Annotated in this window: 28 protein-coding genes and 1 tRNA gene; 13 read left to right on the top strand and 16 right to left on the bottom strand. The window is 63.5% G+C overall.

Going from position 1 to position 23,870, the window contains the following annotated elements:
- Nucleotides 1–79: 79 nt before the first annotated feature.
- From BRAS3843_RS01700 to BRAS3843_RS01690, 3 genes are all read right to left on the bottom strand, one after another.
- The gene (locus tag BRAS3843_RS01700; RefSeq protein WP_008966955.1) at nucleotides 80–1,357 is read right to left on the bottom strand and encodes a sugar ABC transporter substrate-binding protein; all 1,278 of its coding nucleotides are present in this window, start codon (nucleotides 1,355–1,357) and stop codon (nucleotides 80–82) included.
- 259 nt (nucleotides 1,358–1,616) lie between these two features.
- Nucleotides 1,617–2,537, bottom strand: a complete 921-nt coding sequence (locus BRAS3843_RS01695) for an AraC family transcriptional regulator (RefSeq protein ID WP_008966954.1) — start codon at nucleotides 2,535–2,537, stop codon at nucleotides 1,617–1,619.
- 80 nt (nucleotides 2,538–2,617) lie between these two features.
- Nucleotides 2,618–3,592: an MBL fold metallo-hydrolase gene (locus BRAS3843_RS01690; protein ID WP_008966953.1), complete on the bottom strand. Its 975-nt coding sequence runs from the start codon at nucleotides 3,590–3,592 to the stop codon at nucleotides 2,618–2,620.
- Between the two features lie 191 nt (nucleotides 3,593–3,783).
- On the opposite strand from BRAS3843_RS01690, the gene BRAS3843_RS01685 reads away from it, so the two are divergent.
- The 5 genes from BRAS3843_RS01685 to BRAS3843_RS01665 all read left to right on the top strand — a co-directional run bounded on the left by BRAS3843_RS01685 (nucleotide 3,784) and on the right by BRAS3843_RS01665 (nucleotide 7,955).
- On the top strand, nucleotides 3,784–4,398 hold the full coding sequence (locus tag BRAS3843_RS01685) for a PilZ domain-containing protein (protein WP_035980549.1): 615 nt from the start codon (nucleotides 3,784–3,786) through the stop codon (nucleotides 4,396–4,398).
- A gap of 331 nt (nucleotides 4,399–4,729) precedes the next feature.
- Complete coding sequence (locus BRAS3843_RS01680; protein WP_035980547.1) at nucleotides 4,730–5,356, top strand: transglutaminase-like cysteine peptidase; 627 nt, start codon at nucleotides 4,730–4,732, stop codon at nucleotides 5,354–5,356.
- A 226-nt stretch (nucleotides 5,357–5,582) separates the two neighbouring features.
- Nucleotides 5,583–5,975: a hypothetical protein gene (locus BRAS3843_RS41955; RefSeq protein WP_244425094.1), complete on the top strand. Its 393-nt coding sequence runs from the start codon at nucleotides 5,583–5,585 to the stop codon at nucleotides 5,973–5,975.
- Nucleotides 5,976–6,245: 270 nt separating this feature from the next.
- Nucleotides 6,246–6,764: a hypothetical protein gene (locus BRAS3843_RS01670; RefSeq protein WP_035980570.1), complete on the top strand. Its 519-nt coding sequence runs from the start codon at nucleotides 6,246–6,248 to the stop codon at nucleotides 6,762–6,764.
- Nucleotides 6,765–7,142: 378 nt separating this feature from the next.
- The gene (locus tag BRAS3843_RS01665) at nucleotides 7,143–7,955 is read left to right on the top strand and encodes a dienelactone hydrolase family protein (RefSeq protein WP_008966948.1); all 813 of its coding nucleotides are present in this window, start codon (nucleotides 7,143–7,145) and stop codon (nucleotides 7,953–7,955) included.
- Nucleotides 7,956–7,997: 42 nt separating this feature from the next.
- Here BRAS3843_RS01665 and BRAS3843_RS41235 read toward each other — a convergent pair whose 3' ends face one another.
- Nucleotides 7,998–8,138, bottom strand: a complete 141-nt coding sequence (locus tag BRAS3843_RS41235; protein ID WP_008966947.1) for a hypothetical protein — start codon at nucleotides 8,136–8,138, stop codon at nucleotides 7,998–8,000.
- Between the two features lie 132 nt (nucleotides 8,139–8,270).
- Entirely contained in the window at nucleotides 8,271–8,621 is a 351-nt protein-coding gene (locus BRAS3843_RS41230; protein WP_035980569.1) for a hypothetical protein, read from the bottom strand.
- An 887-nt stretch (nucleotides 8,622–9,508) separates the two neighbouring features.
- Here BRAS3843_RS41230 and BRAS3843_RS41225 point away from each other — a divergent pair.
- A complete protein-coding gene (locus BRAS3843_RS41225) occupies nucleotides 9,509–9,676 on the top strand; it encodes a hypothetical protein (protein ID WP_008966944.1) in 168 nt (55 codons plus the stop codon).
- Nucleotides 9,677–9,684: 8 nt separating this feature from the next.
- Here BRAS3843_RS41225 and BRAS3843_RS01655 read toward each other — a convergent pair whose 3' ends face one another.
- Together BRAS3843_RS01655 and BRAS3843_RS01650 are read right to left on the bottom strand one after the other, a co-directional pair.
- Nucleotides 9,685–10,215: a gamma carbonic anhydrase family protein gene (locus BRAS3843_RS01655; RefSeq protein WP_008966943.1), complete on the bottom strand. Its 531-nt coding sequence runs from the start codon at nucleotides 10,213–10,215 to the stop codon at nucleotides 9,685–9,687.
- 108 nt (nucleotides 10,216–10,323) lie between these two features.
- Entirely contained in the window at nucleotides 10,324–10,650 is a 327-nt protein-coding gene (locus BRAS3843_RS01650) for a hypothetical protein (RefSeq protein ID WP_008966942.1), read from the bottom strand.
- Between the two features lie 210 nt (nucleotides 10,651–10,860).
- Between BRAS3843_RS01650 and BRAS3843_RS01645 the strand changes: the two genes are divergently transcribed.
- Nucleotides 10,861–11,574 (top strand): hypothetical protein, encoded by a 714-nt coding sequence (locus BRAS3843_RS01645; protein ID WP_035980544.1) that lies wholly within the window; start codon nucleotides 10,861–10,863, stop codon nucleotides 11,572–11,574.
- A 54-nt stretch (nucleotides 11,575–11,628) separates the two neighbouring features.
- Here BRAS3843_RS01645 and BRAS3843_RS01640 read toward each other — a convergent pair whose 3' ends face one another.
- Nucleotides 11,629–11,841, bottom strand: coding sequence for a DUF3126 family protein (locus BRAS3843_RS01640; protein WP_006611186.1), 213 nt, complete (start codon nucleotides 11,839–11,841; stop codon nucleotides 11,629–11,631).
- A 237-nt stretch (nucleotides 11,842–12,078) separates the two neighbouring features.
- Nucleotides 12,079–12,906 (bottom strand): serine O-acetyltransferase, encoded by an 828-nt coding sequence (gene cysE / locus BRAS3843_RS01635; RefSeq protein WP_008966940.1) that lies wholly within the window; start codon nucleotides 12,904–12,906, stop codon nucleotides 12,079–12,081.
- A gap of 406 nt (nucleotides 12,907–13,312) precedes the next feature.
- Between cysE and BRAS3843_RS01630 the strand changes: the two genes are divergently transcribed.
- On the top strand, nucleotides 13,313–14,668 hold the full coding sequence (locus tag BRAS3843_RS01630) for a hypothetical protein (RefSeq protein WP_083841290.1): 1,356 nt from the start codon (nucleotides 13,313–13,315) through the stop codon (nucleotides 14,666–14,668).
- Here BRAS3843_RS01630 and BRAS3843_RS01625 read toward each other — a convergent pair.
- On the bottom strand, nucleotides 14,654–15,406 hold the full coding sequence (locus tag BRAS3843_RS01625; protein ID WP_008966937.1) for an alpha/beta hydrolase: 753 nt from the start codon (nucleotides 15,404–15,406) through the stop codon (nucleotides 14,654–14,656). The two genes, BRAS3843_RS01630 and BRAS3843_RS01625, sit on opposite strands and share 15 nt — an antisense overlap.
- Nucleotides 15,407–15,447: 41 nt before the next feature.
- The gene (locus BRAS3843_RS01620) at nucleotides 15,448–16,587 is read right to left on the bottom strand and encodes a hypothetical protein (protein WP_008966936.1); all 1,140 of its coding nucleotides are present in this window, start codon (nucleotides 16,585–16,587) and stop codon (nucleotides 15,448–15,450) included.
- Between the two features lie 267 nt (nucleotides 16,588–16,854).
- Here BRAS3843_RS01620 and BRAS3843_RS01615 point away from each other — a divergent pair, with 267 nt between their 5' ends.
- Nucleotides 16,855–17,097 carry a zinc-finger domain-containing protein gene (locus tag BRAS3843_RS01615; protein WP_008966935.1) on the top strand — a complete coding sequence of 81 codons (243 nt, stop codon included), beginning with the start codon at nucleotides 16,855–16,857 and terminating at the stop codon, nucleotides 17,095–17,097.
- A 7-nt stretch (nucleotides 17,098–17,104) separates the two neighbouring features.
- Nucleotides 17,105–18,307 carry an FAD-dependent monooxygenase gene (locus tag BRAS3843_RS01610; protein ID WP_175361063.1) on the top strand — a complete coding sequence of 401 codons (1,203 nt, stop codon included), beginning with the start codon at nucleotides 17,105–17,107 and terminating at the stop codon, nucleotides 18,305–18,307.
- Nucleotides 18,308–18,327: 20 nt separating this feature from the next.
- Here the strand turns inward: BRAS3843_RS01610 and BRAS3843_RS01605 are convergent, their stop codons facing one another.
- Entirely contained in the window at nucleotides 18,328–18,822 is a 495-nt protein-coding gene (locus BRAS3843_RS01605) for a hypothetical protein (protein ID WP_008966933.1), read from the bottom strand.
- A 267-nt stretch (nucleotides 18,823–19,089) separates the two neighbouring features.
- Between BRAS3843_RS01605 and BRAS3843_RS01600 the strand changes: the two genes are divergently transcribed.
- Both BRAS3843_RS01600 and BRAS3843_RS01595 read left to right on the top strand, forming a co-directional pair.
- Nucleotides 19,090–19,176 (top strand) — tRNA-Leu (locus tag BRAS3843_RS01600).
- Nucleotides 19,177–19,468: 292 nt separating this feature from the next.
- Nucleotides 19,469–19,786 (top strand): antibiotic biosynthesis monooxygenase family protein, encoded by a 318-nt coding sequence (locus tag BRAS3843_RS01595; protein ID WP_008966932.1) that lies wholly within the window; start codon nucleotides 19,469–19,471, stop codon nucleotides 19,784–19,786.
- A 71-nt stretch (nucleotides 19,787–19,857) separates the two neighbouring features.
- Here BRAS3843_RS01595 and BRAS3843_RS01590 read toward each other — a convergent pair whose 3' ends face one another.
- Genes BRAS3843_RS01590 through BRAS3843_RS01580 form a run of 3 tightly spaced genes read right to left on the bottom strand, consistent with a single transcriptional unit; the run spans nucleotide 19,858 to nucleotide 21,335 of the window.
- On the bottom strand, nucleotides 19,858–20,517 hold the full coding sequence (locus BRAS3843_RS01590) for a glutathione S-transferase family protein (protein WP_244425093.1): 660 nt from the start codon (nucleotides 20,515–20,517) through the stop codon (nucleotides 19,858–19,860).
- Between the two features lie 13 nt (nucleotides 20,518–20,530).
- Complete coding sequence (locus tag BRAS3843_RS01585) at nucleotides 20,531–21,010, bottom strand: SRPBCC family protein (protein ID WP_035980542.1); 480 nt, start codon at nucleotides 21,008–21,010, stop codon at nucleotides 20,531–20,533.
- The gene (locus BRAS3843_RS01580) at nucleotides 21,003–21,335 is read right to left on the bottom strand and encodes a metalloregulator ArsR/SmtB family transcription factor (RefSeq protein ID WP_008966929.1); all 333 of its coding nucleotides are present in this window, start codon (nucleotides 21,333–21,335) and stop codon (nucleotides 21,003–21,005) included. The genes BRAS3843_RS01585 and BRAS3843_RS01580 overlap by 8 nt, the downstream gene beginning before the upstream one ends.
- Before the next feature lie 220 nt (nucleotides 21,336–21,555).
- Here BRAS3843_RS01580 and BRAS3843_RS01575 point away from each other — a divergent pair, with 220 nt between their 5' ends.
- Nucleotides 21,556–22,962 (top strand): methyl-accepting chemotaxis protein, encoded by a 1,407-nt coding sequence (locus BRAS3843_RS01575; protein ID WP_008966928.1) that lies wholly within the window; start codon nucleotides 21,556–21,558, stop codon nucleotides 22,960–22,962.
- Nucleotides 22,963–23,014: 52 nt separating this feature from the next.
- Here BRAS3843_RS01575 and BRAS3843_RS01570 read toward each other — a convergent pair.
- Nucleotides 23,015–23,870, bottom strand: an 856-nt coding sequence (locus BRAS3843_RS01570) for an ABC transporter substrate-binding protein (RefSeq protein ID WP_035980540.1), incomplete at its 5' end; no start/stop codon positions are given.

Genomic DNA, 23,870 nt, shown 5'->3' with positions numbered 1-23,870 from the left:
CGCGCGGTGAGATTAGCGCAAAGGCGAGATGACGACACGTACATGCCGTCATCTCACACGCTTCATCGAAGCCTTCCGATCAGGACTTGCGCTTCGCCATCAGGCCTTTTGCGAACTCGTTGAGCTCGTCGAGGCTGCCCTTCACGTCCTTCCGGGTACCAGTCACGAGTTCCTCGAGCTCGATGCCCCAGTGGTCGCCGAGATCGGGCCATTGCGGATCCTGCCAGAAGTTGACCGCCGTCACCTTCGCGGTATCGGCGAGCGCCTTGCCGAGGTCGGCGCCGTATTTCTTGGCGAAGCCATCGCTGGTCATGATGCTGGTGCGATTGAGCTCGCTGAACTGGTCGGCGTCCAGCCGCCGCTGCTCGTTCTCCTTCGACGTCACCCAGCCGATGAAGAGCCCGGCGCAGGCCTTCGCCTGCTCGGTCTTGTTCGCCTTGGCACCGATCGCGAGGCCGTGTCCATAGCCGCCGCCGGTCAGCGGCGTTGGCGGCGGCAGATAGCCGACCTTGCCGACGACCTTGGAGACCTTCGGGTCGAGCGCAAGGCCGACCAGCGGCGTCGACTCGACCAGCATCGCAACCTGGCCAGACAGAAACGCGCCGACCGACTCGTCCCAGCTGCCGGTCTGCGTGCCCGGTGCGGAGTATTTGAACAAGTCGAGATAGGTATTGGTTGCCTTGACCGCAGCGTCGCTGTCGAACACCGGCGTGTTGCCTTCGAACCAGTTGCCGCCGAAGCCGCGGAAATAAGGCATCCAGCGCCAGACATTGGCGCCCGATCCGCGTTGCCCACGCAGCGCGATGCCATAAACTCCGTTGGCGGGATCGTGCAGCTTCTTCACGGCGGCGATGAATTCATCGAGCGTCTTGGGCGGCTGGACGCCGGCTTTTTCCAGCAAGTCCTTGCGGTAGACCAGGAGATCACCGCCGCCGGTCAGCGGCGCAAACCACGGCTTGCCGTCGTAGGTCGCGACCTTCTGGCGGCCGGGATCAAAATCCGAGTAGTCGTACTGCTTGGGATAGTAGTCGAGCAGCGGGACGATCCATTTCGACGAGGCGAACAACGCCACGTTGGCTTCGTCGATATAGTAGACGTTGTATTTGCCGACGGTCGAGGCGTCCGCCTTGGTCTTGGCACGGCGGTCGTTCTCGTTCAGATAATCGATGTCGAAGGTGGCGCCGCCGCTGAGCTTCTCGAACTCGCCCTTGTACTTTTCGGCCAATGTCAGGCCGTCGCGCGTCTGCGCCAGCACCTTGATTGAGCCGCTGCAGCTCTGCGCAAATGCGGACCCGGCGAGCGCCGTCGATAGCAGGACGCCGCTGAGATAAACCGATAGCCGGTTATGAAGTGCCATGCTTCCCTCCCTGGATAACAAAGGCATTGCTGAACCACGGCGCTCGGACCTTTATCGCTGGTCCTTGATCTGCATGAGCCATTCGGATGCGCCGCTGATTGCGAAAATACGAGCGCGCCGACCGCTTCCTAGCGGTCGCCATGCGCAAAACCTGTACTTTTTTGCAAGACGCGCCCCAGGGTGGATCACACCCTGCTTTGCGCATGATCTGCGCGTTGCACGCCTAAAGCAGCGCTCGATTCCAAGCGCGTTGTGGCGATTACACCGCCAGTCGCGATCGTGTGCGACGACGGGCCAGTTCGCGGTAGCGTGACGGCGTCATGCCGCGACGTTCCTTGAACTTGCGATTGAAGTTCGAGATGTTGGAATAGCCGACCTCAAAACAGATGTCGGTAATGGCGGTCGTCGTATCGGACAACAGCTTGCAGGCTTCGGCGACCCGCAGGATCGTGACGTGCTCGGTGAAGGTGTTGCCGGTGTTCTTCTTGAAGAACCTGGAGAACGCGGTTTCGCTCATACCGAACATCGCTGCGATGTCGCTGAGCGCAATTTCGCGATTGAAGTTCTGGTGGATGAATCCCAGTGCCCGCTGGATCGTCGCCAGCGCGCTGACATCGAGATTTGGCGTGAAGGTTTCCGACGACAGGATCTCGTAGTCCTCGGACACGCTCAAAAGATGCAGCAGCCGCAGGAAATGCGACAGCCGGGCGAGCGCGCTCATCCGCCCCATCTCCTCCAGCATGCCGGCGGCCACGCGCTGGGTCTCGCCATGGAAGGAGAGCCCGCGCAGCCCTCGCTTCAGGAACGCATCGACCTGCGCCAGCTCCGGCAGCACTGACGCGGCGCTCCTGATGCGCTCGGGATCAAACTGCAGCACGATGTCGCGCTGCAGGATCCGGGTGCCCGGCGCGACGACGGTGACCCAGTCGTGCGGCAAGCCGCTTCCGACCACGGTGAGATGACCGGGCCCGAAATGGCCGATGTGATCGCCGACCAGCGCGACACCCGAGGCGTTGCGGATCAGATGGATCTCATATTCCGGATGATAGTTCCAGACGTTGCGTTCCCAGGGATAGTCATCGCACCGCCACAAGAAGGATTCCGACGGCTCGACCATGATGTGCTCGAACACCGGAGGCTTGGTCGCGAGCTTCGACAGCGAGGCCAATTTGGTCGGCATGCGGCGTGTTTCTCTTCCCTTTGAGCTCCTCGGTATCGCGCCCGTTTCGAGGGCGCAAGGCTTGTTCTAGGGTGCACGTTCTATGGTGCAAGACTTGCCGCTGTACCGTCCGGCGCAAAGGCCTCGACGTGATCGGAGATGACGAACGACATCAGATCGCGCCCGACGATCAGCGGGCCCTGATAGTTCGCTCGCGTGCGCGCAACCAGCGCGTCCTCCGGCACATCCTGCACCGGCTTCACGGTCGCGAAGACGATATGTGAGTAGACCGCGAGCTTCGGTTTGGCCTCGGAGAAGATTCTCCCGGCTTCCTCCGGCGAAGTATGATGGTCCTCGATGGCACGGTAGCTCGGAAATGTCTTCAGCAGCTCTGGATCGATCATGGCGACCTCGTGGATCAAGAGGTCAGCGCCTTCGGCCGCCTTCGCCACCCTTGGATCGGGCTTGGTATCTCCCGACAAGACGACCTTCTTGCCGTCGAACTCGACGACATAGCCCAGCGCCGGCTTGATCTTCTCGCCGTGATTGACCTCGATCGCGGTCACCTTGACGCCGTTATGGTCGTAGACAAGTCCCGGTTCGATATCGGTCGCAGCGAAGGCAATGCCGACGGGCGAATAGCCTTCATCGGCGATCCGGATCCTGATGTCCTCTGAAAAGGCCTTTGTCAGATTTTCGGTCATGGCAACCGTCCCCTTCGGACCGAAGATCACCATCGGCGACTTACGCGAGCCCCAGGGCGTGCCGAGCCAGCCACTCAGCCACATGTCAGGCAAACCGACGATGTGGTCGGAATGCAGGTGGGTGATGAAATGCGCGGTGATCGAGCCGAGCGGGATCTTCTTCTGATAGAGGCGAATGGTGGACCCGCGTCCGAGATCGAAGATGAGCCGCTCCGGCCCGGCTTCGACCAGCGTGGACGCGCTGAAGCTCGACAGCCGCGGCGTCGGCGTGCCGGTGCCTAGCAGGGTCACCTTCAGGTCGGCCGCGTTAGCCGGTGCAAATCCGACCATGGCGCCGGCGAGCACCAGCACCAAGCCCATCAAAGATCGCATGATTGTTTCCCCCTATTTGATTGGCTCGCCGCGAAAACGCGATGCGCACGTCTTCTTCCCTATCAGCTTCGGCAAACCTAAGCGCTGCCTTTCCGCGGTGCGACGCCTGCCGGGAACATCCCGTAACGCCGCATTAACCCTGAAGGACGTAGGGTCGTACGATCCCACAGAGCCGGACTGAATGGCGAAACATGGCGTTGCCGAACAAAAAATTGACTCTTCCGGCCGCCGAGGAGCGCCGTCGCTTTCAGCGGGTGAAGGTCCACCTGCTCGGCCGCTACATGCTGCCGGATCGGCGTGAATTCCCCTGCCAGGTGATCAACATGTCACCCGGCGGACTTGCGCTGCTTGCCCCTGGGATCGGCAATGTCGGCGACCGCGTCATCGCCTATCTCGACCATATCGGTCGCGTCGAGGGCAAGATCACCCGGATCATCGACAACGGCTTTGCGATGACGATCGGGGCAACCGCACGCAAACGCGACAAGCTGGCCGCACAGCTGACCTGGCTCGCCAACCGCGACATCCTCAATCTGCCGGAGGATCGCCGCCACGATCGTATCATTCCGCGCAACCCGATCGCCGTGCTCACGCTCGACGACGGCACCAAGATGACCTGCCGCATCATCGACCTGTCGCTGTCGGGTGCAGCCATTGCCGCGGAGACCAAGCCGCCCTTGAAGTCGCAGGTGATGCTCGGACGCGTGGCCGCGCGCGTCGTGCGCAATCTCGAAGACGGTTTCGCGATCGAGTTCCTGCATTCGCAATTGGCTGAAACGCTCGAAGAGAGCGTTACCGCGCGGTAAAGCGCCGCCTCGCTCCATTCCGCAAGTCTCCGGGGACAACCGGCGTCGGCTGATACCGGCCGCCGGCTGTTGCGCGCGTTCATGGCCAACGCGCAGAGCGTAAGGTGCGTGCACCTAAGCGCGCAGAAAACCAGCAAGATCAATAGGATCGGACAAGATCCATCGCATTTTAATTAAATGCAGTTTTGTTGGATTTTACTCAAATGAGATTCAAGTAAAGCTCAAAACAGATTCAACCTCTACTTGGATTCAACTTAAATGTACTTCGAGTACTTAGCGGCCGGGCAAATTGTTTGTGCGAAACGTGGTCCCAACGACAACGGGGGCCACAATGGTCAAGCGGACGGGACTGGGGAAAGGGTTGGCGGCGGGCGCCATCTTGTTGGCAATGGGCGCAGCCGCCCATGCCGCAGATGAGCGAGTGCTCTACGCAAGCCTGGGCGACACGACCCGCGCGCCGATCGGCTGGATCGAGTTCTGCACTGACACGCCGGAGGAGTGCCGTGGCACTCCCTCTCAGCCCCGCGATATCGTGCTGTCACAGACCGCTTGGCGCGACCTGCTGAAGGTCAACCGCTGGGTCAACGAGAACGTCAAGCCGATGACCGACATGGATCATTGGGGCGTGGTCGAGAAGTGGTCGCTGCCGACCGACGGCTACGGAGATTGCGAGGATTACGTCCTGCTCAAGCGCAAGCTGCTGATCGATGCCGGCTGGCCACGCGAGGCGCTGCTGATCACGGTGGTGCGCGACCGCAAAGGCGAAGGCCATGCGGTGCTGACCGTCAAGACCGACAAGGGCGAGTTCATTCTCGACAACCAGAACGAAAACGTCGTCGCCTGGACCGAAACTGGCTACCGCTTCGTGAAGCGGCAATCGCAAAGTGACCCCAATGTTTGGGTCTCATTGGGCGACGGCCGACCGGCGGTGGCAACTGCGAGCGCGAAAGAGCGCTGACAGCGACCAAAACAAACGGAGTTACGCGACCCGGTCACATCCCCACCCCTCCCCGTCCCAGACCGGTTCGCGCGCGGCCAGGCCTCCCCCAAGGCCTGGCCGCAACTTTTTTCGGCCTTGCTTTAAACGTATGGCGAGACTTCGTGGGCCGATCCGCTAAGGTCAGCCTTGAACTTTCCGACCTCCTGCGTCTTAGGTAATGGCCATGATGATATTGCGAAGCGCCATGCTGCTCGCCGCAGCGGTCACCCTCTCGAACTGCTGCCTCTCGCCGAGCAGCTGCAACGCGCCGCTGGCAGGTAGCTTGGCACCCGCGCCGGCTGCAGCGCTCGCACCTGCGGCGGCGCCCGCCCCAGCCAGGGCCGTGGCTGCCGCCTCGGATGAGGACGGCCTCTACGCCACGGAATCGATGGGATCAGACAGCGACTCCATCGAGGTGCGACCGGCGCGGAAACAAGCCCGGCGCAAGGCTGACAGCGTGGATGCCATGTCGGCCCGCTCCACAACAGGTTACCGCAGAGATGTCGGCTATGAGGAACAGCAGGCGCTCGACCAGGCCGACGAGGAGCGGTTGAAGCAGAAGCTGATGATCTGCAAGAACTGCTCTAGCGCGCAGTAGCTCCTCGGGGTTTCCACCTCGCAACCAAGTGGTCTCGGGCTGGACGATTTGCTGTCCTGCAGCATTCGGCTGCCACGAATGAGGCTGCTCGCCTCCTTTTTGTCGAATTTTCCAATAGAAGCTTACCATTGCCTCCGATCTGGCGACGTCAGATCGGCGGCACGAGGGGCGATCGCTGCCGCCTCCGCGGATGTCGAAGTTGTTTTGCTTGGGTCAAGCGCTGACTGTCAGTCAGGGCACCACGTTTTTTCGATGACGGCGGGTTTTGCGATGCATCCATTGACGCGCGATACCAGACCACATGCTCCCAAATCAGTTGATCCCAAGCTGATCGGCACGCAGCCGATCGCGCTTGCAGCCGCAGCCTTGCTGGTGCTGGTGGTCGGCATTGCCACCATCGCGCTGTGGCGCGCCTATGGCGGATCTACGCCTGAGCCCGATCGCATGGCGGCGGCGCGCCAGCTGCAGGCGCGCACCGCGCAGGCTTCCGAGCAACTGGTGGAAAAGACCAAGGGCCTCGAAGCAACCCAGCAGGAATCCATTGATCAGCTGCAGATGGTGCAGGACCAGCTGCAGACGATGCGACGCCTCTTGGCCGCGCAGCAGGCCGACAGCAAGCGGCTCTCCGACCAGGTCGCCACCCTGACCGAGGCCGTCAACAGCTTACGGCAATCCTTTGCGAGCGCGCCGAGTGCCGAGCCGACGGAGTCCGTGGTCCGAAACGGAGCAGTCCGCGCCCGTGCTCATGCAAGTCGCAGCGCGCATCGCCATCGCCGCAACCGCGCCTGAACTCGGTACAAGTCCCGCCGAATTTTCCCGGAACTTTGTGAACTGTTTCACAAATGATCGGAGGCTTTGGGTCCATCCTCACGTCACCGGATGGCAGCCAATTTCAGGATGGCGCAGGGCCAATTTCAATATCCGGGGCTGGCAAGGTCGTTGGCGGCATACTACGCCAGCGGCCTTGTTTTTTGTGGCCCCCTCATCCGCGGAGACCAAGGCCAAAGAAACGGTCTTGCCTGTCTCTCGTCCTGGTGACTTGCCTTCCAAAACATTTCTTTGCTGAATGAGCCTCCCACCAGCAGAGGAGGCTTCATGACCACCGAGCTTGCGCCATCCGATGTCATCGGACTGACAAAAACTGCTCCGTTCTCCCGCCGCGGTTTCATGACCGCCTCTGCCGCGGTGGCAGCCGGCTACACCCTGGCTGCGGGCCCTGTCCGCGCCGAGGTCATCACCACGGACACCAACGGCCTCAATGCCGGCGACGCCAAGATCAAGGTTGCCGACGGGGAGATGCCCGCCTATTTCGCGCGACCGGCCAACGCCACCAATCCACCGGTGATTCTGGTCGCCATGGAGATTTTCGGCCTGCACGAGTACATCAAGGACGTGACGCGCAGGCTCGCCAAGCTCGGCGCCTTCGCCGTTGCGCCGGACTATTACTTCCGCAAGGGCGTCGACCTCACCAAGATCACCGACATCCAGCAATTGTTGCCGATCGTGAACGCGAAGCCGGACGCCGAGCTGCTCTCCGATCTCGACAGCACCGTTGCCTGGGCGAAGTCGCAGGGCGGCGACAGCGCCCGTCTTGGCATTATCGGCTTCTGCCGCGGCGGCCGCACGGTCTGGGAATATGCGGCCCATAACGATGCGCTGAAGGCCGGCGTGGCGTTCTACGGTCCGCCGGTCGATGCGCCGAATCCGGCCTGGCCGAAGAGCCCGATGCAACTTGCGCCGGAGATGAAGGCACCGGTGCTTGGCCTTTATGGCGAAGCCGATACCGGCATTTCGGTTGCGCAGGTGGAGGCGATAAAGGCGGCGCTGGCCGAGCACCACAAGACGGCGGAGTTCAAGATCTATCCGGGTGCTCCGCACGGCTTCCATGCCGACTATCGCGCAAGCTATCGCAAGGAAGCGGCAGAGGATGCCTGGAATCAGATGCAGGCCTGGTTCAAGAAGTACAACGTCCTCGGCTAAGGCGAGATACGCCGCGCGGCTGATAGGCCGCGCGGCAGTGTTCTAGCGCAGGCGGGGCCCGTTGCGGCGCCCTTTCGCCGACTGCTCGAGCTCCCACATCATCCAGACCAGCGCCGTGCCGAGACTGACGACGATGCCGAGAAACAGCAGTGTGAGTTCCGGGGATGTCAGCGAGATCATCATGCCCGTTTCCCTGCAAGCTGCATACCGCGCCTGGGCGATAGTCAGCACAACAAGAAAATTCCCAACTTCAGCCTAACCTGCGGCGCCAATTGCGATGACCGGTATCAACCACCGGTCTCGCTACAGGTCCGACTACTCACATACGGAGACGCGCCGATAGCGCCATCCATAGCGGGTATGCACGCGCTGACGCACCAGGTAGCAGCCGGCATCATCCTCATAGTCATAATAATAAGGATAGTAGCCGCCGTAATAATAGGGATAGCCGAGGCCAAATCCTACTGCGAAGCCCGGACCGAAGCCATGATGATAGAAACCGCCGTGATGGAAGCCACCGAAGCCGCCATGGCCTCCGAAGCCACCATGGCCTCCGAACCCGCCGCCATGGCCTCCTCCACCGCCAGGGCCCGCCGCCAAGGCGACCCCAGGCACAGCCGTAGCAAGTGACGCTGCTGCCAGCAGCGCAACCAGTATCCTGCGCATCAACACACCCTTTCCAACACCAAGCATTGCGATGATCTCTCATCGCAATCCGACATTCCTTAGGCCTGATTTGGAACCGGTGTCGGGCAATTTCGCTCACATCTGCGCGACGTGGCAGCAATATTCAGCAACCACGACAGATGCTCTTGATCTTGCGATCGAGTGTCTGATTTTCCGCATTGATGGCAGCGTCGGTCGACTGTCCCGAAGCGTCTTGCCCGGTTGCGTTCGAGCCACCGCCTTGTCCCGAGCCGGTCGTGACGCCGGGGCGCGAATTGCCCGATGTCCCGGAGGGCGATCCTCCGGATGATTGTGCGGTACCGGAGCTGTTAGTCCCGGGTGCAGGTGGCGATGCCAATTTGGACGAATTTCCGGCGCCGCTCGGGTCGTTGCCCGAATTGTTGAGGCCCGCCGCGTTGCCAGGCCCCGATGGGACGCCGTTCACGCCCATCGATCCCGCACCTGCGGTGCCGGCGCTCGGGCTGCCTACGGCACTTGGACTGCCGGCCGAGGGTCCGCTTGCGGCACCACCTGCGCTGGCGCCGCTTGCGCCGCCCCCACCTGCCCCACCGCCCGAACCGCCGCCACCACCGCCGCCGCCCTGAGCGAAGGCAGCCGTTGATCCCGCGAGAACCACGATCGCAACAAACGTCCCTAATGAAAATCTGGTCATTGGACGATCTCCCTTGGTCTCATCGTTCAACAGTCGGGTGACCGCCCCGTTCCGGGAACAGATCGGTATCGCGGACGATTGAAGGAGCTGGCTCTGCCGCTTTTGAAACGCGCTCGCGCGGCAGCATCTCTTCGGACGTCAAAGACGCCTTGCGCAAGGGCGCCGCGCGCGATGGCCGCGTCGGTGAGAAACGAGGCAAGAGGAGGAAGACATCATGACCGCCGATCCCGATCCGTTCGAGCAGGGCCAGCGGGCCGCGCGCGAGAACATTCCGGCCGAGGCCAATCCCTACCAGGACGGCAGCGAGCAACATGCGCTGTGGGCGGCAGGGCACGAGCGCGTGGCCACTGCGGTCGAAGCAAGCGAGGGTGAAGGGAGCTGACGGCGGCTTCAGCCGATCTTCTTCAGGCCCTTGCCGTAACGCTCGCCGTTGGCGACATAGAACCGCGCCGCGCTGCCCATCTTCTGAACCTGCTCCGGCTCCAGAGTTCGGATCACGCGCGCCGGCGCGCCGATGATCAGCGAATGCTCCGGAAACTCCTTGCCTTCGGTGATGACGGCACCGGCACCGACCACACTGCCCCGCCCGATCCGCGCACCATTCATCACGATCGATCCCATTCCGATCAGCGCATCGTCCTCGATCGTGCAGCCGTGCAGGATGACGTTATGACCGACCGTGCAGTTCTTTCCGATCCGCAACGGAAAGCCCATATCGGTGTGGCAGGTGGAATTGTCCTGGATGTTGGCGCCCTCGCCGACCTCGATCCACTCATTGTCGCCGCGCAGCACGGCGCCGAACCAGACCGTTGCCGCGTTCAACAGGCGCACGCGGCCGATCACGGTCGCGCTCTCGGCGATGTAGTAATTTCCGTTTGCCGGAAGCTCGGGCGCCTGCCCGTCGAGCTCGTAGATGGCCATCAGCGTCTCCTTCTCGTGAAACGACCTTGGCACAGCGCTGACGGCGTTTTCAAGCAAAGCGGCGCGGCCGCAAGCCGCGCACCACAGGCGCACAGAGCTGGAACTGGATCAGATCAGTCCGGCCGCGCGCAGCGTCATCACGAAGAAGGTGCCGGACATCATGCTCCAGAAGCCGGCGATCACGGTCGCCATCATCACGAACTCGAAGCGCCGCCGTTCGATGCGGGCTCCACGCAAGGTGTTGCGCATGATGATGAAGGGAGCCGCGAACACCAGGAACGGCACCGCTGCAAAGCGCTGCGGCGTCACCCCCTTCTGCAGCAGTTCGAAGCCGGCGGGACGCTCCGCCCAGGCCTGATAGCCGCTCGCCAAGGCGCCGGCGAGCGCAAAACCGATCAGGAGCGTGAACAGGGAATTCAGTGCCTCGGCCGACATCGCAAACGCATCCACACAAACGTCCAGACTACCGGCTCAAGGTTTTGCAGAAATCGGAGGGCTGCGCCACGTTATCCTTAAGAAAGGGTTAATACCGGCGAGCCGGACCTGCGAGATCAGCTGCAACATTGCCGGGTGAAATCCTCCGGAACGCCACGCCTCCGTGGCATAGTCGGCGCTGATTCGGTGCGAGCTCCTTCCCTGAGGACGATGTTTTCGGCAAATCAATCCAGCGCCCGCCCCTTGCGCACCTCTTTGGGCCGCTACGCCCACGCCCTGCCCTTCGCGGCCGGCGGCCTGCTTGCGACTGCTGCAGTCGCCGTGGTCGCGTATCTGCTGTGGCCGACCTGGGGCGCGGCTCCATCGAAAGGACCCGATCAGCTGCCCGTCAGCGTGGGTGGCACGTTGTTCAACGTCCCGACCGCCGCCGTCCGCATGAAGATCCAGCGCCATAGCGGGCCACAGGAGCGGATCGATCTCGGCTACGAGTTTCCCTCGCTCACCGCACCAGAAGCGCCGCGACATGTCAGCGTTGAGCAACTCGACGAGGGGCCGCAACCGATCGACCGCATCTTTGTGTCGATCGCGGCGCATCATGACGCGCTCTCGCCGGACGCGCGACTGCGGACTATCTATCCGCGCTATCTGGATTCGGGAGCCACCTCGGTGCAGGACGGCCTGACGATGCGCGGCTTTCGCGCCGGCACGCCCTATGACGGCGAGGATCTCTTCCTCGCCGAACAGCCGCCGCTTGCCGTCCGCTGCACCCGCGACGCAGCCACGCCCGGCATGTGCTTGAGCGAACGGCGCATCGACGGCGCCGATCTCATCTTCCGCTTCCCCCGAAGCTGGCTGTCGCACTGGCAGAGCGTCGCCGATGCGATGGACCGGCTGACGTCGCAGCTCCACCACTCCAGAGGATAGTTCGAACGGGCGGGCGGCTCGGCTTCGGAGCATGCGCACGCCCGGCCGGACGCTTTATTCGACCAGATCGTCCTCGAGGATCGCCATCTGAAACTGGAACGAGCGATCATCATCTTCGTCATCGACGAACAGCACGCCGATGAATTCCTCACCGATATAGACCTCGGCGGAATCCTCTTTCTTGGGCCGCGGCACCACCCGGATCTTGGGATTGCCGAACACGCGTTTAAGGTACGCGTCTAACTTCCTGACTTCCTGAACGTCCACGGCTATCTCCAATCGGCATCAAGGTTGCGGGATTTACAACGAAACGGCGCGAACCGCCACGGCCCCAGTTCCAGTCCGTGCTTCGGAAAGAGGTACGGACCGGACAGGACGTTGTGGATCCCAGATTCACACCGCCGAAACAAACACAGCCACGGTCAAATCCACAGCCGATCAACGTGGTCGCATGAAATCACCGCGTTGAAAAGCTCTTGACTTGAGCGCGCATTTCCCCGGGGATCAAAGCCCCATCGCATTGATCATCTGATCCATCGTGCGCGATGGTTCAGCGCAGCCGGCTTCACCGACAATCTTGGCCGGCACGCCGGCCACCGTGACATTGTTCGGAACCGGCTTCACCACAACCGAGCCCGCCGCGATCCGCGCGCAATGGCCGACCTCGATATTGCCGAGAACCTTTGCGCCCGCGCCGATCAGCACGCCGTGTCTGATCTTCGGATGACGATCCTCATTTTCCTTGCCGGTGCCGCCGAGCGTCACGCCGTGCAGGATCGAGACATTGTCTTCAATCAAAGCGGTCTCGCCGCAGACGAAGCCCGTGGCATGATCAAGGAAGATGCCGCGACCGATCCTGGCCGCGGGGTTGATGTCGGTCTGAAACACCGCCGAGGAACGGCTCTGCAGATAGAACGCGAAATCCTTGCGGTTCTTGCGGAGCAGCCAGTGAGCCAGGCGATGCGTCTGCAGGGCGTGGAAGCCCTTGAAATAGAGCAGCGGATCGATGAAGCGCGACGTTGCGGGATCGCGGTCATAGACGGCGACGAGGTCAGCGCGGAAGGCGTGGCCGAGATCGGGCTCGTCGCGCAGTGCATCATCATAGGTCTGCCTGATCAGATCGCCCGACAGCGCGGAATGATCGAGCCGGTCGGCCAGGCGGTGCACGACCGAATCCTCCAACCGATCATGGTGCAGCACGGTCGAATAGATGAACGTCGCAAGTTCAGGCTCGCGGCGAACGATGTCTTCCGCCTCTTGCCGGATCCGATCCCAGATCGGATCGAGGGTCGCGACCTTGCCGGCGTGCGGTTGGGTCTGATGCATTGCCATGTGGCTGCTCTCGCAGGTTCGATGGGGGTCGCTTTATAGCACGGAGACCGATCGGTGTCCTGCGGCGCGCGGCGTTGCGTGCCAGGGGACGTCGGGGGTCATGTCGCGCGTCACATATCGGCTATAGCGGCCCCGCAACATCAAATTGACATACTTCCCCTCGCCGGCAGCGGAATGCCGCCGTGCGAAAAGGCGTTGGTGAAAGGTGGTCTCTGGGAACCGGAATTCAAGCACCCGTTGCTCCCATCGCCTTTGCCGCACTGCAAGCCAGGAAACCTCGCAAGAGCGCCTGTCCATGCGCCCGGGCTCCGCCCGGCTTTACCATCCATTGCTCTGCGACTATTGATGAATATGGCCGGGCCACGGGGTGGCCCAGACGGGGGACGCAGGCATCACCAACACACAGATCCTGGACGCGCGCACGGCCGAGACCGGTTCGGCCTGGCTTCCCGTCCTCATCATCCCGCTTTTTCTGGTCGCACCGGCGCTGTGGAACGGCTATCCGCTCCTGCAGTGGGACACTGGCGGCTATCTGGCGCGCTGGTACGAGGGCTATCTCGTACCCAGCCGCTCGACCGTGTTCGGCCTGTATTTGCATTTTGGCGAAGGCTCCGGCTTCTGGATCAATCTCGCCTTCCAGGCGCTGGCCACGCTATGGATCCTGCAGCTCACTCTGCGCGTGCTGGGGCTCAACCAGCCGTTGCGGCTGCTCTGGATCGGGCTGCTCTTGATCCTCGCCACCGCCCTGCCCTGGCTCGCCAGCATGCTGCTGACGGATTTCTTCGCCGGGCCCGCCGTGCTCGCCCTGTTTATCCTGGCTACCCAGGCAGACCGGACGTCCGGATTGGAGAAGGTCGCGCTGTTCGTCTTCACGGCGTTTGCATCGGCCACGCACAGTGCCACGCTGGGCGTGCTGTTCGGGCTCTGCTGCGTCGGCTGGATCGCCAGGCACTTCGTCCGCGATCGAATTTCCTTGTCGGGCTTGATGCAAGCAAGCGGCACGATCATCGCAGGCGCGGCGATGCTGCTCGCCGCGAACTTCGCACTCTCCGGACAGTTCGCCTGGACGCCGGGCGGCGTCGGCGTGGCCTTCGGCCGGATGCTGCAGGACGGTATCGTCACGCAATATTTGCGGGATCACTGCCCGCAGCAGAAGCTGAAGCTCTGTCCCTATCGCAACGAGCTGCCCCCCACCGCCGACGACTTCCTGTGGGGCAAGAGCATGTTCAACACGCTCGGCCGCTTCGAAGGCATGAACGACGAGATGGGCTTCATCGTCGAGCACTCGCTTGCCGAATATCCGCTCTGGCAGGCGAAGGCGGCTGCAGCCGCAACGGTCGAGCAGCTCATGCATGTCGCCACCGGCGAAGGCACCAATGGCTGGCTGCCGCACACTTACGGCATCATCGAGCGGTACGTTCCCTCGCAGTCGAAACCGATGCGCGCTGCGCATCAGCAGCATTGGGACATCGATTTCGCCTTGGTGAACTGGCTGCATGTACCGGTTGCGCTTGGCTCGATGCTGGCGGTCGCCGCAATCGTCGGCCACGCGATCTGGCGCCGACGGCGGGATGACGTCGCGTTGCTCGCGGCAACCGTGACGCTGGCGTTGTTCGGCAACGCTCTGATCTGCGGCGTGATCTCCGGACCGCACGACCGCTACGGCGCGCGACTGGTCTGGATCGCGACCTTCACCGCATTGATCGCCGCCGTGCGCTATTTCAGCACGGAAAAATCGGACAAGCCGCTACGCGCGGCGTGACAGGAACTCGATCACGCCGGTCTTGTAGACCTTGTCGCCGACCGCGCGCATGTGGTCGCGGTTGGGAATATCGAGCACTTCGGCGCCGGGAATGAGCGCCCCCAGCGCCGAGGCGGAACCTGCCACCTCGTCCGTGGTCCCGACTGCAACCAGCACCGGCGCGCCGATGCGTCCCGCATCCTCGCGCGACATCAGCCCGCGTGAGCCGCGCATGCAGGCGGCGAGCGCCAGCCGGTCCGACCGGGTCTGGTCGGCAAAGGCGCGGAACGTCCGACCGACGGGATCGGTGACGTCATCGAGCGACGGCGCCTCGAGCGCGGCTGCGACATTCTCGCCGGGGCCGCCGCCCTCGATCATCGCCATGCCGATGCCGCCGAAGATGGCCGAGCGCACCCGCGCCGGACTTGCCAGCGCAATGTGAGCGGCAATGCGCCCGCCCATCGAATACCCCATGATGTCGGCGCTTTCGATGCCAAGATGGTCCATCAGCCCGGTGACGTCGCCCGCCATGGCCGCAATGGAATACTGGGCGGGATCGTAGAGCTTGGCGGAATCGCCATGGCCTCGATTGTCGAGGGCGATCACGCGCCTGTTGTCCTTGCGCAGCTCGCTGACCCAGGTCGGATAGACCCAGTTGACATTCTTGGTCGACGCAAAGCCGTGCACCAGGACGATCGGCTCACCTTCGCCCTCGTCCAGAAAAGCAATTTCGACTGCGCCGTTGTGAAAGCTCGGCATCGGCGATGAGTCCCAAAGTTGGCGTGGAGGATAAAAAAAGCTTAGCTGCAGCTCGCTGCGGGAGAAAGCACAGGGACGGCAGGACCCGCCTGCAGCTGACGAAGGCGGCGGCGCTTGCGCCGATCGAGCCAGGCCTGTGTGGCTCGTTCGGTCGTCGCCTTGATCGAGGCGAGACATCCGAACAGCGTCATCACAGCACCGAGCAGCCACAGCGTCAGATTGAACGTGCCGGCCATCAGCAGCAGCGCGCCGCGGCCGAGCAGCTTCAGGATCGCCCGGGTCTGGCCGCCCTTGGCTTCGGCCAGACGCGCCGCGCGCGTCACATCCTTCGGCCCTTCGGCGAGCTTCAGCGAATCCAACGCGCCGCGCGTGCCAGCCTTCTCGGTGACGCGGCCGACATCCTTGGCAAGCCGGACCAGCCCGCCGGCTTTCTCGGCCCGGAATGCCGCCTTGATCGCGGTCGCCGTCTCGCCCGGACGCAGCACCGAACCGGAGGCGACCGCCTGCTCCAGCGCCGGCGCATCGACCACCTCGCGCGCCGAACGGCCGGCCCATGCGGCAAGGCCCTCGCCAAGCCGGCCGACCTTGCGGGCATCCTTCACCAGCGTCAGCCCTGCGCGCACCGGCGTGGCGGTGCCAGCCGAAACATAGGTCGCCGCAGTCACGGCCAACCCGGCCGTGGCGAGGCCCAGCACAAGCCGGTCGGTTGCCTCGCCCATGACCAGGTGCTTGCCCTCGCGCACGGCGTCTCTGACATCGCCGAACACGAAGAGGTCGCCGGCCACCGTGCCGGAGAGGCTTGCGACATCGTCGGCCTGGCCCATGACGAGGCCACTGGCAAAGCGCTTGGCAAAATGCGCGGTCGAATTTTCCTCGGCCACCGCGTCCGCCACCCGCTTTGCCCGCTCATCACTCACGCCAACGTGTTGATCCTGCGCGAGCGCCACGAAACTGTTGGCGAGATCGGCGTCATCAGCAGCCAGCGCCGCGTCGATGTTCTCCGCGACCAGGGCCCCGTTGTTCCGCAATAACGAACTGAGCTGAATATCGGACAGAGCCGCAGGATCGTCCTGGGCCGCCAGAATCGCGCCAGCATTCCGGGCATGCGGCCACAGCGCGGCACCGAAGGCCACGCTGAACGCAAGTCCGGCCAGGGCCAGATTGAGTCGTCCGATCTTCACGCCGATTCACGCCTTTTCGCGATCATGTCGCACATGACATAATGTACCGGTACCAAGACACAACGGCCCCGACGAAAGAAGGGCTTCTCGGCTGAACTCCGATCGTATCGAATCCTGCACGATAGCGGTACAGCTGATCCCGGTTCCCCGCACTAGGAATTACCCCTGTCCACCAGTATGGTGCGCGCCGTTTCGACCGCGGCTGCGTGACTTCAGCTCGCCGCATCGACTCTGTTTTCGCTCCCGTTGCTACTCAAGGTGAATTCGATGGCCGACAACATCGTCCCGCACTTCCACAATGATGCCGGCGTTCCCGTCATCGAGATCGGCTCGCATGAGTTCATGTGCGTGGGCGCCAATCCACCGTTCGATCATCCGCATGTTTTCCTCGACCTTGGCAACGACAACGAAATCATCTGCCCCTACTGCTCGACGCTGTATCGCTTCGCAGCCGACCTCGCGGCAGGTGAAGCCCGGCCGCCGGAATGCGTGCTGAAGGACGTCGCGTGAAGCGTTCATCGTGGCATTGCGCACCGTCTTCATCGCAGGCGCCGGGATCGGGGGACTAACGGCTGCACTGGCGCTCGCGACCAAAGGCTTCCGGGTCGTGGTGCTGGAGAAGGCCGAGCGTCTGGAGGAAGTCGGCGCCGGCCTGCAGCTCTCGCCCAATGCCAGCCGCATCCTGATCGATCTCGGCCTGAAGCCGCGGCTGACGGCGCGGGCCGTTGTGCCCGAGGCCATCAGCATCATGAGCGCGCGTGCCGGCGGCGAGATCATGCGGCTGCCGCTGGGCGAGGCCGCAACCCGCGCGGCCGGCGCCCCCTATTGGGTGATTCACCGCGCCGATCTGCAGGCTGCGCTCGCGGCCGAGGTCATGGCGCATCCCGACATCGAGCTGCGACTCGGCTGCCCGTTCGAGGATGCCGCGAGTCACGCCAGAGGACTGACCGTGGTCCAGCGCAGCGGCGATCATCGCAAGCAGGATCTCGCGCTGGCGCTGATCGGCGCCGACGGGGTCTGGTCGTCGGTCCGGCATCACCTTTTTCCGCAGATGCGGGCGCAGTTCTCCGGCCTGATCGCCTGGCGCGGCACGCTTGAGGCCAGGCAGCTGCCGCGCGAATTGGCGGCGGCACGGGTGCAGCTCTGGATGGGGCCGGACGCCCATCTCGTTGTCTACCCGATTTCTGCCGGCCGACAGATCAACGTGGTGGCGGTGGTGCCGGGAACCTGGAATCGGCCGGGCTGGAGCACCGAGGGCAGCGCCGCCGAGCTGATGGAAGCCTTTGCCCCGCCACGCTGGCCGGGTCCGGCGCGGATGATGCTCAATGCGGTCGACAGCTGGCGCAAATGGGCCTTGTTCGGCGTGCCTGAGGGCGGCGACTGGGCCGAAGGGCCGATGGCCCTGCTCGGCGATGCCGCGCATGCGATGCTGCCCTTTGCCGCGCAGGGCGCGGGCATGGCGATCGAGGACGCCGCTGTCCTGGCGAAAACCTTGAGCGAGGCGCGGCCCGACGGGCCGGCCGATGTCGCGGCAGCGCTAAAGGCCTATGCCAAGCTGCGCCGTCCCCGTGTTGCGCAGGTCCAGCGCACCGCGCGCGGACAGGGCCGCATCTATCACTTGACCGGACCGCTTGCGCTGGCCCGCGACCTCGCGATCAAGGCGCTTGGTCCGGCGCGGCTGTTCAAGCGACAGAGCTGGATCTACGACTGGCGCATGTGATCGCCGATCGGGCTCACCGATCAGTAGGTCGAGCCATCCTTGGGCAGTGTGGTCGGCGGGCTGTCTTGAGCTGCGGCACCGGCCGGGTTGGGCAGCTTTGCCGGTTTGGCCGCCTTGGACCCTGCCTTGCCCCCCTTGGCATGAGCTGCCGGCGTCGGCGGCGGAGCTGGCGTCTCCTGACACTTGTTGCGGCGCCAGGCCTCTTCGGCCAACTGTGACTGGCCGCGAACCGAGACATAGTCGTTGCGATAAGCGAGCTCGGCCACCACGGCGCCGCCGGCGCCGGTCTCCGCCTTGGCCATCAGGCCCTGCAGCTCGGCGGAGCGGTTCGCAAGATTCTTGCGCTCGGTCTCGAGCTGCTTGCAGTCATAGAGCTCGTATTTGGCGGGATCAGCGAAAGCGGTCGACATATTGTCGCTCATGCCTGCGCAAGCCGCGAGCATGGGTGCAAGCGCGAGCAGCCCGGCAAATGAGGCGAGCCGGCATGCGGCGCGGCGGTATTCGGCAACGGTCATTCCACCTCGATAGTCCATGAAGCTTAAGAGATCGTCTCAAATTCAATTCATCGGCGCCCGTCCGAAAACACGGCGGTCGACCAATGCGATAGCCCATGATTCCAAGCGGCCTTATGAAGGCTGTAGCCGTTCTCAAGCAAGTGCAGATGCCCGGATTGAGGCTTTACCGGGGCGGCCCGGCTGGCTTAAGCATTCGGGTGAGCAACGGGACGGTATCAGACCTCATTCCCTTTCGTCGAATGAGGCGTTAAATCCCTGATCTCAAAGGCGGACGTGGCGGAATTGGTAGACGCAAGGGACTTAAAATCCCTCGATGGCAACGTCGTGTGGGTTCGAGTCCCACCGCCCGCACCAGGACTTGTCCAGTCTCAGCCAACGACCTGGCGGTGGTCGCAGCGGCACTCAGGACAATTCGCCGCACTGTTTGATCCGGCCGCTCGCTTCACCTACACTGCGCAGGTCGAAAAGGACCAGGATGGCATCGGTAAGTCCATCCCCCCGCATGGGGCTCCGTCTCTTCAGCTATTGAAGAACCCGCGACAAGCAGTCGGCGATCGCTCGCCGGAGGCTTGGCGCACGTTGGACGGAGACTGGTCCCGATGTTCCTTGCCGCCGGCTGGCCTCGCTTCACACAAGGAGCATCCACATGCCTGTCATCAACGCCAACACATCCATCGTCACGCAGATCAACGTCTTCACCGTCCCACCGGGCGGGCAGCAGTCGCTGATCGATTATCTCGCCGAGGCCGCGAAGGTAGCCCACCATGTGGACGGCTGGATCTCTGCCAGTCTGCACCGCAGCCTGGACGGGACGCGCGTCGTCAACTACGCCCAAACCACTGATCTCGATGCCGCCCGACGTGTGATCGCGCATCTGAAGGCAAGAGGCCTGATCGACGGCAACAAGTCCTACGGCACGGCAGATCCCGGCCTGTACGAGGTGGCGTTCACGCTCGAGCGCTGACGAGAACCAGGCCTGCGTGCGCTGCGCGGGACGCGGACTGATGCCAGCGCGTGCGCCCCGCGCATCGCCGTTCACGCCGCCTGGGCGCGCTCCGTCAGCCGCTGCCAGGTCGTGGCCTGGAAGCTTGGCCGGGATTCGAGCCGGTCGATCCAGGCCACGAGATTGGGATGCGGCGCGGTCAGCGCGGCCCATTCCGGGGGCACCGACAGGAAGCTCGCCTGCGGTGCGGCCTGCAGATCGGCCAGAGATAGCACATCGCCCGCGATGAACGGCTGCTCGCCCAGCAGCTCCGACAGCGCGGCGAATACCGTGCGCGCTTTCGGCATCGCCGCTTCGATCGCGGCTTCATCGGTTGCCTGCCCCATGAAGCGCGGGGCGATGATGCGCTGAAATCCGATGACGTTGCAGACGCCCTGGAACAGATACCAGTCGCTGATATTCATCACCTGATCCATCCGTGCCGCCTGTTTCACCTCAGTTGGTGTTAATGACGGCTGCGGCAGGATTCGATCGAGATAGCGCAGGATCGCCTGGGTCTCGTAGAGCACGAAGTCGTCGTGCTCTAGCACGGGGATACGCCCGAACGGGTTGCGCGCCAGATGCTCCGGCGATTTGGACGCGCCCGGCGCTAGCGCCGCGAGGCGATAGTCGGCGCCCTTCTCTTCCAACGCGATCAGCACGCTGCGCCCGAACGGGCTTCCGGGCACGGAATGAACGATGAACTCCGACATGACGACCTCCCTGTTATGTTTGACTCCGTTCGGCTTCCTCGACAAAGCGCTGCATGAGCCCGGGCCAGCCGCCGTCGACATCTCTGCGCATCGAGGCGCCGGCCTCCGCCCCCATGGTCTCGAACTTATGATGCGTCAGCTCGACGCGTGTCGCCTCGGCGCCTTCGGCGATGAAGCGCACGTCCACTTCCGAGCGCATGGTCGCATCCGGCTGCCATTGCGCATTGACCTGCCAGAGCATCACGAAGCGATGCGGCGGCTCCCACAATGTGATCGTGGCAACCGGAGTCTCGGTGCCGTCTTCGGCGATCTCGAGCCAGCGCCCGCCGAGCCGCGGCTCCATCAGCACGGCGCGGATCGGCTTTTTGCCGACGCCATGGGTGTGCGGCCACCAGCGCGTCAGGCCACTGGTGAAGACCTCGAAGGCGTGGACGATCGGCACCCTGACGTTGACCTGCTTCAGCACCGGGGTGATCGACACGATTTCACTCATCCCGTTTCCTTCCCTTCGCTCGTCGATGCGATCGCTCGGCTTCGATTTTGAACGCAAGCAGCGCATCGTCCCAGAAACTGTCGAGCCAGTCGCGCAGTTCGGCAAGCCCCTCGCGCCGCACCGAGTAGAAGCGACGGGTGCCCTCGCTGCGCTCCTCGACCAGCCCAACATCCTTCAGCACCTTCAGATGCTGCGACACCGCCGGCCGCGACACCGGCAGGCCCGCAGCGATCAGCTTGACCGGCTGCGGCCCGTCACGCAGGCGTTCGAACACCTGCCGCCGCGTCGGGTCGGCCAGCACCGCCAAGACAGCTTGGTAAGTCATAACTTACGGTAAGCCGCCGCTAACGTCGATGTCAAGCGACATCCATGCGCTGACCGGATCGCGCGGTGAGCAATAAGCTCACTCGGAGGCGTCGACTGAGCTCCGGCGTTTGAGTTTGGACCCGCCGTATATTTCCGGAATCTTCAGGAGAGGACGACGGCATTAGTGTTCACGGCGAGCCGAATCATCGCTCGCCGACGACAAAGAAGCGACAAGGACAATGCTGGGATTCCGCAACCAGAAGAACGAGCGCCCGAAGGCCGGACCCGAACAGTCCGATGCTTCAGGCCTCGATGCATTCCAGGACATCCTGGCCAAATGTCTCAACGACTGGGCCGACGGCAACTTGAACCGTGAGATAGCGAGCGTCGACGCAGCCGCCCTGCGCGTGCCCGTCAAGCCCGACCTGATGGAAGCCATCCACCGCCTCGGCCGCACGCTGGCCGAGCGCGCGTCTCTGGATCTCGACGCGACGGTGGAGCTCTGCATCAACAGCAACGAAGCCTCGATCAGTGCTGCGCGCCTGATCGCAGCCTCGGTCAACCAGTCCGAACGCTGTCAGGGCCTGGCCGCAGCCTCGGTGGAAATGCAGGCCTCCGTCCAGACGATCAGCACGACGTCGACGGCTGCGGCAACCGAGGCCGCAGCGACGCGCCGGATCGTCGACGACAGCGTGGCGGCAGTGCGGCGAACGCTGGAAACCATGCACGGCATCGCGAGCGCCGTGCGCGACACCTCGGCCAAGATCGCCGATCTCAGCGCCGCCTCCGCCGAGATCGGCTCGATCGTCGGCACCATCGACGCCATCGCCAACCAGACCAACCTGCTCGCGTTGAACGCCACGATCGAAGCGGCCCGCGCCGGCGAGTTCGGCAAGGGTTTTGCTGTGGTCGCCGCCGAAGTGAAGAACCTGTCGCAGCAAACCACCAAGGCCACCGAGGACATCAAGGGTCGTATCGAGCGACTGCAGGCCGAGATGAGCGGCATCGTCGCGGCCATGGCCGGCGGCGCCAAGGCCGTCGATGTCGGCATGTCCGAGATGAACAATCTGGCGCAGACAATCGATCAGGCCGGGAGTCGCACCGCCGCCGTCAGCGCGAAGATGGACGAGATCTCCAGCATCCTGACCGAGCAGACCGCCGCCGCCGACGAGGTTGCCCAGGGCATCACCATCATCGCCGATCTCGCCACCGCCAATTCGAACGAGGTGATGTCGCTCGCCGACACCATGGCCAAGACCGATAGCCAAGTCGGAAAGATGCTGGGTGAGATCGCCAAGCTCTCGCTGGACAACCGGGTGGTGCGGCTGGCCAAGGCGGACCACGTGATCTGGAAGAAGCGGCTTGTCGACATGTCGGTCGGGCGGCTGTCGCTCAAGGCCGACGAACTCAGCGACCATCACAATTGCCGGCTCGGCAAGTGGTACTACGGCGAAGGTAGCCAGCGGTTTGCCGGCAACGCCGTGTTCCGCCATCTCGAGCAGCCGCATGCCGCCGTGCATCGCCACGGGAAGGAGGCGGCGCGTCTGTTCGGCATGGGTCGGATCGATGAGGCGCTGGCCGAGATCGGGAATGTCGAAAAGGCCTCGCAAGAGGTGCTCGCCGACCTCGACCGGATACGCGAGTAAGCTGCCGCAGGAAGAGCAAGCAAAGGCCGGCCCGCTGCGGTCAGGCGCAAGACTACTCGCTCTTGTCGATGTTCCAGAACACCGGCACCGCCTGCCCTTCCAGCACGCCACTCAGCGATTTGCGCCACACGCTCGGGCTGAACCACTGTCCGAGCGGAACGTAGATCACCTGGTCGTAGACCTCCTTCTGCAGCTCGACGGCGATCTTCTTCTGCTCGTCGAGGGCGGTCGCGCGGGCATAGGCCTCGCGCAGCTGCTCGACCTTCGGATCTTCCGGCCAGCCGAACGACGACTTCAGCCCGCGTGCGCCGAGGAAAGTGCTGGACAGCGGATTGCCGACATCCGCGATCACCGAATTGGTGAAGAACATGTTCCAGCCGCCCTCCTTCGGCGGCTTCTGGCTGGCCCGCCGCGTCACCACCGATTGCCAGTCCGTGGCCTGCAGATCGACCTTGAAGCCGGCCGCGCGCAGCTGCTGCGCGACCACGATCGGCTGGGGCTTCAGCGTGATCGCATCCATCGGCCCGAGGATCACGACCGGCGTGCCGTCATAACCGGACTCGGCCAGAAGTTTCTTGGCCTGCTCCAGGCCGTTGCCCTTGACCAGCGTCTCCGAGCCGACATCGGTCTCGAGCGGGGTGCCGCAACCGAACAAAGCGCCACAGATCTTGTAGTATTTGGGATTGCCGACCAGAGCGTCGAGCACATCCTTCTGATTGATTGCCAGGAACGCCGCGCGGCGGATCTTCACATTGTCGAACGGCGGATACAGGAAATTCATCCGGCCAAAGGTCTGATAGCCGAACTTGTTCAGCACGTTCATGGTGAGATCAGGATTGGCCGCCAGCACCGGCTCCAGATCCTGCGGCGGAAACTCCATGAAGTCGATGTCGCCGGCCTGCAGCGCA

Origin of the sequence: Bradyrhizobium sp. STM 3843 (assembly GCF_000239815.1) — a bacterium.
Lineage (GTDB): Bacteria > Pseudomonadota > Alphaproteobacteria > Rhizobiales > Xanthobacteraceae > Bradyrhizobium.
Note: the sequence above shows the minus strand (reverse complement) of the source record. Positions and strands in the feature narration are given on the sequence as shown.

What these genes read in the sequence shown, in the direction of transcription:
- BRAS3843_RS01700 (WP_008966955.1), bottom strand. Translation starts at nt 1,357, where the DNA reads ATGGCACTTCATAACCGGCTATCGGTTTATCTCAGCGGCGTCCTGCTA.
- BRAS3843_RS01695 (WP_008966954.1), bottom strand. Translation starts at nt 2,537, where the DNA reads ATGCCGACCAAATTGGCCTCGCTGTCGAAGCTCGCGACCAAGCCTCCG.
- BRAS3843_RS01690 (WP_008966953.1), bottom strand. Translation starts at nt 3,592, where the DNA reads ATGCGATCTTTGATGGGCTTGGTGCTGGTGCTCGCCGGCGCCATGGTC.
- BRAS3843_RS01685 (WP_035980549.1), top strand. Translation starts at nt 3,784, where the DNA reads ATGGCGTTGCCGAACAAAAAATTGACTCTTCCGGCCGCCGAGGAGCGC.
- BRAS3843_RS01680 (WP_035980547.1), top strand. Translation starts at nt 4,730, where the DNA reads ATGGTCAAGCGGACGGGACTGGGGAAAGGGTTGGCGGCGGGCGCCATC.
- BRAS3843_RS41955 (WP_244425094.1), top strand. Translation starts at nt 5,583, where the DNA reads ATGCTGCTCGCCGCAGCGGTCACCCTCTCGAACTGCTGCCTCTCGCCG.
- BRAS3843_RS01670 (WP_035980570.1), top strand. Translation starts at nt 6,246, where the DNA reads ATGCATCCATTGACGCGCGATACCAGACCACATGCTCCCAAATCAGTT.
- BRAS3843_RS01665 (WP_008966948.1), top strand. Translation starts at nt 7,143, where the DNA reads ATGACCGCCTCTGCCGCGGTGGCAGCCGGCTACACCCTGGCTGCGGGC.
- BRAS3843_RS41235 (WP_008966947.1), bottom strand. Translation starts at nt 8,138, where the DNA reads ATGATGATCTCGCTGACATCCCCGGAACTCACACTGCTGTTTCTCGGC.
- BRAS3843_RS41230 (WP_035980569.1), bottom strand. Translation starts at nt 8,621, where the DNA reads ATGCGCAGGATACTGGTTGCGCTGCTGGCAGCAGCGTCACTTGCTACG.
- BRAS3843_RS41225 (WP_008966944.1), top strand. Translation starts at nt 9,509, where the DNA reads ATGACCGCCGATCCCGATCCGTTCGAGCAGGGCCAGCGGGCCGCGCGC.
- BRAS3843_RS01655 (WP_008966943.1), bottom strand. Translation starts at nt 10,215, where the DNA reads ATGGCCATCTACGAGCTCGACGGGCAGGCGCCCGAGCTTCCGGCAAAC.
- BRAS3843_RS01650 (WP_008966942.1), bottom strand. Translation starts at nt 10,650, where the DNA reads ATGTCGGCCGAGGCACTGAATTCCCTGTTCACGCTCCTGATCGGTTTT.
- BRAS3843_RS01645 (WP_035980544.1), top strand. Translation starts at nt 10,861, where the DNA reads ATGTTTTCGGCAAATCAATCCAGCGCCCGCCCCTTGCGCACCTCTTTG.
- cysE (WP_008966940.1), bottom strand. Translation starts at nt 12,906, where the DNA reads ATGGCAATGCATCAGACCCAACCGCACGCCGGCAAGGTCGCGACCCTC.
- BRAS3843_RS01625 (WP_008966937.1), bottom strand. Translation starts at nt 15,406, where the DNA reads ATGCCGAGCTTTCACAACGGCGCAGTCGAAATTGCTTTTCTGGACGAG.
- BRAS3843_RS01615 (WP_008966935.1), top strand. Translation starts at nt 16,855, where the DNA reads ATGGCCGACAACATCGTCCCGCACTTCCACAATGATGCCGGCGTTCCC.
- BRAS3843_RS01605 (WP_008966933.1), bottom strand. Translation starts at nt 18,822, where the DNA reads ATGACCGTTGCCGAATACCGCCGCGCCGCATGCCGGCTCGCCTCATTT.
- BRAS3843_RS01595 (WP_008966932.1), top strand. Translation starts at nt 19,469, where the DNA reads ATGCCTGTCATCAACGCCAACACATCCATCGTCACGCAGATCAACGTC.
- BRAS3843_RS01590 (WP_244425093.1), bottom strand. Translation starts at nt 20,517, where the DNA reads ATGTCGGAGTTCATCGTTCATTCCGTGCCCGGAAGCCCGTTCGGGCGC.
- BRAS3843_RS01585 (WP_035980542.1), bottom strand. Translation starts at nt 21,010, where the DNA reads ATGAGTGAAATCGTGTCGATCACCCCGGTGCTGAAGCAGGTCAACGTC.
- BRAS3843_RS01580 (WP_008966929.1), bottom strand. Translation starts at nt 21,335, where the DNA reads ATGACTTACCAAGCTGTCTTGGCGGTGCTGGCCGACCCGACGCGGCGG.
- BRAS3843_RS01575 (WP_008966928.1), top strand. Translation starts at nt 21,556, where the DNA reads ATGCTGGGATTCCGCAACCAGAAGAACGAGCGCCCGAAGGCCGGACCC.